The following is a 7,753-nucleotide window of genomic DNA, read 5'->3' on the forward strand; positions in this document are numbered from 1 at the left end:
AAACGGTCTGTATAGGAGAGTTGTTCATGCGTTATCCTGCTGCATGGTTACAGGGGTTGTCTTTGGGAGAAAGTATGGCTTGCGAACTAAGACTGCAAATTATTAGCGGAAATATAAAGCCCGGCGAAGTGATCTCCGAAAATAAGGTGGCCGCCGAATTCGGAACAAGCAGGTCGCCGGTCAGGGAAGCGTTGAAAACGTTGTCAAATGAAGGGCTCATTCGCCTGGAAAGAATGGGTGCCGTCGTGATCGGCCTGAGCTCACAGGATGTCGAAGAGCTGTATGACGTCCGATTTTTAATCGAGAGCTTTGCGCAGCAGCGATTGGCCGAAGGAAACCACGAGCCGCTGCTTTCCAATTTGAAACGGAACATCGACAAGATGGAATTGGCGATGAAGCATCGCGATATCGAGGAGTTTTCGTATCTGGACTTTTCCTTTCACGAATCCATCATCGTGGAGGCCAAGCATGCAAGAATCCTGCATTTGTGGAAAAGCATCCGTCAAATTGTGCTGACCGTGATGTTCCTGACGACGGCGGAGGTATTCTCCAGAGGAGAAGACAAACTCAGGACCGTCATCGATAAACACCGGTCGATTGTGACAGCGCTTGAATCGAAGGATATGACCGTCATTCAATCGGTCGTTCAGCAATATTTTGCCGATTCGCACAAAACGCTTCATAGCAGATTTCCTTAAGGACTGCTGCTATGCAGGCTTTTCGTCTTCAAACTTGTCGACAAGTATACTTGTTTAAATTCATTGTAATGCTAAAAAATGGGCATACTTTGGATACCGAACCATGCTCGCATGAATAAAAGGAGAGCTGCTTATGAACCGTATTTTAGGTCTTGATCACAACCTCGCCTTGATCCTTTGGGCATTACTTTCCATTGTTTTTCTTGTTGTTCTGATCGCCAGATTCAAATGGAATCCTTTTGTGGCGCTTTTGATTTCTTCTTTGCTGTTAGGTTTTCTAGCCGGGATGAATCCTGCGGACATCATTAAAGCGGTTACAGGAGGGTTAGGCGGCACACTCGGGACGATCGCGATCGTCATCGGGCTCGGAACGATGCTGGGCAAAATGATGGCGGAGTCCGGCGGCGCCGAGCGGATCGCGACCACGCTGATCGACCGGTTTGGCGAAAAACGGGTGCACTGGGCGATGATGGTCGTCGGGTTTATCGTAGGGATTCCCGTATTTTTCGAGGTTGGGGTCATCCTCTTGATTCCTATCGTATTTATCGTGGCGCGCAAGACGAACATGTCGCTGCTGCAAATCGGAATTCCGCTGCTGGCCGGACTTTCCACCGTGCACGGGCTGGTTCCGCCCCATCCGGCGCCGATGATTGCCATTGCCGCTTATAATGCCGATTTGGGGAAGACGATTCTGTATTCCATTCTGATCGGGCTGCCGACGGCCGTTATTGCCGGCCCGCTGTTCGGCAAGTTTATCGGCAAACGATTGCAGGTAGAGCCGCCGGCCGACCTGGCCGAACAGTTCGCGGCGAAGGATAACCGCGGCCTTCCCGGGTTCGGGATGACGTTGTTCACGATTTTATTGCCCGTTCTTCTCATGCTGATCGGATCGATCGCCAGCATCATCGACCCGAAAGCGACGGGCGGCTTCACCCGGTTCAGCGAATTTATCGGCCATGAAATTATCGCCCTGCTCATCGCGGTCGTCTTCTCTTTCTTTTCGCTGGGCTTTGCGAGGGGCTTTAAGAAGGAGGATATTTCCCGCTTCGCGAGCGAATGCTTGGCCCCGACCGCGACGATCATTTTGATTATCGGAGCCGGCGGAGCCTTTAAGCAGGTACTGATTAACAGCGGGGTAGGCGGCGCCATCGCCGCGATGGCGACTCAGGCGCATGTGAACATTATTTTGTTCGCCTGGTTTGTCGCCGCTCTGATTCGTGTCGCGACAGGGTCGGCCACGGTTGCCATGACGACGGCCGCGGGCATCGTCGCACCTGTCCTTGCGCTGAATCCGGGCGTGAACGTGGAACTGGTCGTGCTGGCTACGGGAGCCGGGTCGCTTGTCTTGTCGCACGTGAACGACGCTGGCTTTTGGATGGTCAAGGAATTTTTTAATATGAGCGTATCGCAAACCTTAAAATCATGGACGGCGATGGAGACGATTCTATCCGTTGTGGGACTGGTCTTCATTCTTCTCCTCAGCGCCGTGGTTTAAGAAAGAGGGTTATTTCATTGAGCCAGCCTGCCTATATGATTGGCGTTGATATCGGAACGACCAGCACAAAAGCCGTCTTGTTCGAGGAAAGCGGGAAAGTCGTGACCAAAGCGGACGAGGAGTACCCTTTATATATGCCTACTTCGTCTATCGCCGAGCAGGACCCGGACCGCATATTCCGCGCCGTGGTCCAAACGCTGAAGCGCGTGATGAAGCAAAGCGCCGCCAGGCCGGAGCAAGTTCTGTTTGTCTCCTTCAGCTCGGCTATGCACAGCGTCATCGTGGTCGATGCCGAAGGCAAGCCGCTGACGCGCTGCATTACCTGGGGCGATAACCGGAGCGCTGACTGGGCGGAACGCTTGAAGCGGGACATGAACGGCCATGAGATCTATTTGCGGACAGGAACGCCGATCCATCCGATGTCGCCGCTTTCCAAGCTGCTGTGGCTTCGTCATGATCATCAGGAGCTTTTCCAAAACGCCGGCAAATTCGTCTCGATCAAGGAATACGTGTTTGCCAAGCTGTTCGGCGAGTACGTGGTCGACTACTCCATCGCCTCGGCGACCGGTCTGATGAATTTGCGGAAGCTGGATTGGGACGAAGAAGCGCTGGACGTTGCCGGGGTATCGAGAAATCAATTGTCCAGGCTCGTTCCGACGACTTATGCGCTGACAGGCATGAACGCGGTTTATGCGGAAGAGACGGGTCTTGCCGGATCGACTCCGTTTATTGTCGGCGCGAGCGACGGCGTGCTTTCCAACCTGGGCATGAATGCGATCGAGCCCGGGGTTGTGGCGGCGACCATCGGCACCAGCGGCGCGATCCGAACCGTGATTGACCACCCTTCAACCGATCCCAAGGGAAGAATCTTCTGCTATGCTCTAACGGAAAAGCATTGGGTCATCGGCGGAGCGGTCAACAATGGCGGCATGCTGTTCCGGTGGGCGAGGGACGAGTTTGCCGCATCGGAAGTCGAAACGGCCAAACGTCTCGGAATCGACGCTTACGACCTGCTGACGCAAATTGTGGAGAAGGTTAGCCCGGGTGCCGACGGCTTGATTTTTCATCCTTATATGACCGGGGAACGCGCCCCCCTATGGAATGCGAATGCGAGGGGCTCCTTTTTCGGCTTGACGATGCATCATCGCAAGGAGCACATGATCCGCGCCGTGCTGGAAGGAGTTATTTTTAATCTGTACACCGTCTTGCTGGCGATGGGGGAGCGGATCGGGCGGCCCAAAAAAATTCAAGCTACCGGCGGCTTTGCCCGCTCCTCCTTATGGCGCCAGATCATGGCGGATATTTTCGACCAGGAAGTCGTCGTCCCCCAAAGCTTTGAAAGCTCTTGCCTGGGAGCCGCGGTGCTCGGTTTATACGCGACGGGCAGAGCGGAATCGCTGCATATCGTTTCCCGGATGGTCGGCGCTACGCATGAGCATAAGCCGATACGGGAGCATGCCGAAATCTACCACGAGCTTTTGCCCATTTACATTAAAATCGCGCGAAGCATGGAGGAGGAATACGAGGCGATCGCCCGTTTTCAGCAAAAGCGGGAACGTCTCTAAGAAACGCGAAACTTCTATAAAAGCTTGAATCTAACCGGGAAAAGCGTGCTGTCCTGCAGCGCAGCGCTTTCCCGGTTTTTTCGTATTTTGCCGAGCCGAGGCCTCCGCCAGACGATAAACCGGGGAGGAACGAGTGTTCCGGTGTATTCGATTGTGCTATACTATACCAAAACCTGTCTTTTCCGCAATGTCGGACATTTTGGTAGAATAGTAGAGTTACTTGAAATGAAGCGAAATTTGGAGGAGCGACTATGGCTTTTCAATTTGTGCTCGGCCGTGCGGGCAGCGGCAAAACGGCGTTTTGCCTGGGCGCGATCAAACAAAAGCTGCTGGAGCAGCCGGACGGTACGCCGCTGATCTGGCTCGTGCCGGAGCAGGCTACCTTTCAGGCGGAATATGCGCTTGTGTCCTCCCCGGAGCTCGGAGGCACGCTGCGCGCTCAAGTGCTCAGCTTCCGGCGGCTGGCTTGGCGCGTCATGCAAGAGGTGGGCGGCTCCTCGCGACTGCCGATCGACGAAACGGGTAAAAAGCTGCTGCTTCACCGCATTTTACATAATCAAAAAGACCGTCTGCGCCGTTTTCAAGCGTCGGCGGGACAAATGGGCTTTCTGGATAATTTAAGCGAGCTGTTTGCGGAGCTGAAGCGGTATTGCATCAGTCCCGATCAGCTGAAGCAGTTTTACTCGTCGCGCTTTGCTTCCGACGGCGATGCTTCCGGTGCGCTTCCGGACAAGCTGCACGATTTGCAGCTGTTGTACGGCGAATTCGAGACCGAATTGTCCAAGCTTTACTTGGACGGGGAAGATTATTTGACGCTGCTGGCCCGCCAGGTCGGCGAATCGGCGTATGTGCGGGGCGCGGAAATATGGGTAGACGGATTTCACGGGTTTACGCCTCAGGAGCTTACCGTCCTGGAGCAGCTTGCCCTGTACGCCGGCCGGGTCACGATGACGCTCTGCTTGAACCGTCCGTACGGGGGAGGGGAGCAGCCGCACGAGCTGGATTTGTTCCATCCGACCGCCCGTACGATGAAGACGCTCCGGGAACGGCTGGACGCCTTGGGGGTGGAAACCGAAGCCTCGGTCATCCTGCTGTCGTCGCCTCCGGCAAGGTTCCGCGATAACCCGTCGCTCGGCTTTTTGGAGGCTCAATGGGAGGAGCGGGTGAAAAAGCCGTTTCGTCCCGAGCCGGGAGACGGCGGGCAGCCGGCCGTTCGCATATCGGCGGCCGCTAACCGCAGAGCGGAAGTAGAGGCGCTGGCCCGGGACGTCGTCAAGCTCGTGCGCGACGAAGGGCTCAGATGGCGCGACATCGCCGTGTCGGTCCGCAACATGGAATCGTATGGCGAGCTGATTTCGGGCACGTTTGCCGACTACGGGATTCCGCACTTTTTGGATTATAAGCGGCCGGTGGTTCATCACCCGCTCGTCGAATTGATTCGCTCTGCGCTCGAAACGGTCAACCATTACTGGAAATACGAAGCGGTTTTCCGAGCGGTCAAAACCGGATTTTTCCTGCCGTTCGGCGAGGCAAAAGAGCGGGACGATTTCGCCATCGACCGGTATGCGATGGACCAGCTCGAAAATTATGTGCTGGCGTTCGGTATTCAAGGACACAAATGGATGAACGACTGGACGTATTCGTACCGTACGACGCTCGAACAGGACCAGACGCAGGCCAGCGAGGCGGACGAGGCGTTTCTGGGCAAGATCAACGCCTGCCGCAGGCTGGTGGCCGAACCGCTCGGGGCGCTGCAGGAGCGCATGCGCCGGAAAGCGACGGTGCTTCAGCGGGTGGAGGCGCTGTACGGCCTGCTGGAGCAGCTGCGGGTGCCGGAGCGGCTGGAGGCTTGGAGCCAGGCGTCCCTCGCACGGGGACAAGTGGAGAAAGCGCGGGAGCACGCTCAGGTCTGGGAGCGGGTCGTGGATATGTTCGATCAGCTCGCAGAGCTGATGGGAGACGAGACGATGGCGCCGGAAACGTTCGCGGAGCTGGTGGACACGGGGCTCGAAAGCATCAAGCTCGGGCACGTTCCGCCCACCCTCGATCAGGTGCTGGTCGGCAGCATGGACCGGACCCGTTCCGGCCGGGTCAAGCACATGTTCGTGCTTGGCGTGAGCGAGGGCGTCATGCCCGCCAAAATGCCCGAAAGCGGCGTCTTGTCGGAGGCGGAGCGCGAGCAGCTGGCCGGGAACGGGCTGCAAACCGCCGAAGGAAGCCGGAGGCGGCTGCTGGACGAATCGTTCCTGATCTACTGCGCGTTTTGCACGCCTTCGCACGGATTATGGCTCAGCTACCCGCTGGCCGACGAGGAAGGGAGGGCGCTTCTGCCTTCGGACGTGATCCGGCAGGTGAAGCGGATGTTTCCGTCGCTGCAGGAGCGGCTGCTGTTGAACGATCCGGCCCCGGACAGCTACGCGGGCGAACAAATGGAATACGTCGCCCGCCCGGATAAAGCCTTGTCCCTGCTGATGGTACAGTTAAAGCAGTGGATGAACGGGGCTCCGATGAACGCCGTCTGGTGGTCGGTGTACAACTGGTTCGCCCGCCAGCCCGAACACGCTTGGAAGCTTTCGCGGATGGTGCAGGCGCTGCTCTATTCGAACCGGGCGAAGGAATTGAGCGCCCAGACGAGCCGGGAGCTGTACGGGGAAAGCATCCAGACGAGCGTATCCCGCATGGAGCGGTTTGTCGCGTGTCCGTTCTCCCAGTTCGTCTCCCACGGACTGCGGCTGAAGGAACGCCGCATCTTTCGCTTGGAAGCGCCCGATATCGGGCAGCTGTTTCACGCCGCATTGAGCAAATTTGCGGAGCAGGCGGAGCGTGAAGGGTTCGACTGGGGCGGTTTGTCGGCCGCGGAATGCGAGCAGCGGGCGGCGCTAGTCGTCGACGCGCTTGCGCCGAAGCTGCAGGGCGAAATTTTGCTCAGCTCCAAACGGTATTCCTATATCGCGCGCAAGCTTAAGCAAGTAATCGGACGGGCGGCGCTGATGCTGGGCGAGCACGCCCGGCGGGGACAGTTCCGGCCGATCGGACTGGAGGTCGGCTTCGGGAGCGGACAGCCGATCCCGCCGCTGCTTTACGATTTGGACAACGGCGTGCGCATGGAGCTGCGAGGAAGGATCGACCGGATCGACCGGGCGGATACCGAGCAAGGAACGCTGCTGCGGGTGATCGATTACAAGTCGAGCTCCAAGGCGCTGAATATGACCGAAGTGTATTACGGGTTATCGCTCCAAATGCTCACGTATTTGGACGTCATTCTGACGCATGCGCCGATCTGGCTTGGTCACGAAGCGCAGCCGGCGGGCGTTTTGTACTTCCATGTACATAATCCGGTGTTGAACGCAAGAAACGGGCTTTCCGCGCAGGAGATCGACAGTGAGTTGAAGAAGCGGTTCAAAATGAGAGGGCTGCTTCGCGCCGACGCGGATGCGATCCGGTTGATGGACGGGGAGCTGGCGGAAGCCGGCGGGCATTCCGACCTGCTGCCGGTGGCGCTCAAGACGGACGGCAGCTTCTATAAAACGTCGTCGGTCGCCTCCGAAGAACAGTGGAACACCGTGCGGCGGTACGTCAAGCGGACAATCCGCGAGATCGGGACGTCGCTGACGGACGGCACCATCGAGATTGCGCCTTACCGGATGGGCCAAGCGACCGCCTGTACGATGTGCGCCTACCGGTCTGTCTGCCAATTCGACACACAGCTCGATGGCAATGCGTACAAGCAGCTTACGCCGATCGGCAAAGACCGGGTATGGGAAATGATGGAGCAAAAGGCCGCTTCCGTTCCCCGATCCGCCGGAGCGGCTTACCGGCCGCGCGCCGCCGCGAAACGGCCGGCTTCGGAAGAGAACCGGACGGCGGAGCCGGAAGATGAAAACGTCCCGGACGAGCCGGACAACGAGAATGGAGGGAACGAACAATGACGGAGACGATGCCGAAGCCGGAGAACAGCACCTGGACGGACGAACAATGGCAGGCCATCGCCGTCC

The 7,753-nt window shown here is 57.5% G+C and carries 4 protein-coding genes; all 4 read left to right on the forward strand.

Features of this window, described 5'->3' with window-relative positions:
- Positions 1–26: 26 nt before the first annotated feature.
- The 4 genes from PEH01S_RS28195 to addB all read left to right on the forward strand — a co-directional run bounded on the left by PEH01S_RS28195 (position 27) and on the right by addB (position 7,687).
- A complete protein-coding gene (locus tag PEH01S_RS28195; RefSeq protein WP_025851290.1) occupies positions 27–698 on the forward strand; it encodes a GntR family transcriptional regulator in 672 nt (223 codons plus the stop codon).
- Positions 699–831: 133 nt separating this feature from the next.
- Positions 832–2,193, forward strand: a complete 1,362-nt coding sequence (locus tag PEH01S_RS28200; protein ID WP_127489457.1) for a GntP family permease — start codon at positions 832–834, stop codon at positions 2,191–2,193.
- Positions 2,194–2,210: 17 nt separating this feature from the next.
- On the forward strand, positions 2,211–3,758 hold the full coding sequence (gene gntK, locus PEH01S_RS28205) for a gluconokinase (protein ID WP_174807179.1): 1,548 nt from the start codon (positions 2,211–2,213) through the stop codon (positions 3,756–3,758).
- A gap of 251 nt (positions 3,759–4,009) precedes the next feature.
- A complete protein-coding gene (gene addB / locus PEH01S_RS28210; RefSeq protein WP_127489459.1) occupies positions 4,010–7,687 on the forward strand; it encodes a helicase-exonuclease AddAB subunit AddB in 3,678 nt (1,225 codons plus the stop codon).
- The last annotated feature ends 66 nt before the right edge of the window (positions 7,688–7,753 follow it).

The sequence above is a fragment of the Paenibacillus ehimensis NBRC 15659 genome (assembly GCF_004000785.1).
In the GTDB taxonomy this organism is placed as follows: domain Bacteria; phylum Bacillota; class Bacilli; order Paenibacillales; family NBRC-103111; genus Paenibacillus_G; species Paenibacillus_G ehimensis.

Excerpts from the sequence above, each read along its gene's own strand:
- PEH01S_RS28195 (WP_025851290.1), top strand. The coding sequence starts at position 27 with ATGCGTTATCCTGCTGCATGGTTACAGGGGTTGTCTTTGGGAGAAAGT.
- addB (WP_127489459.1), top strand. The coding sequence starts at position 4,010 with ATGGCTTTTCAATTTGTGCTCGGCCGTGCGGGCAGCGGCAAAACGGCG.
- PEH01S_RS28200 (WP_127489457.1), top strand. The coding sequence starts at position 832 with ATGAACCGTATTTTAGGTCTTGATCACAACCTCGCCTTGATCCTTTGG.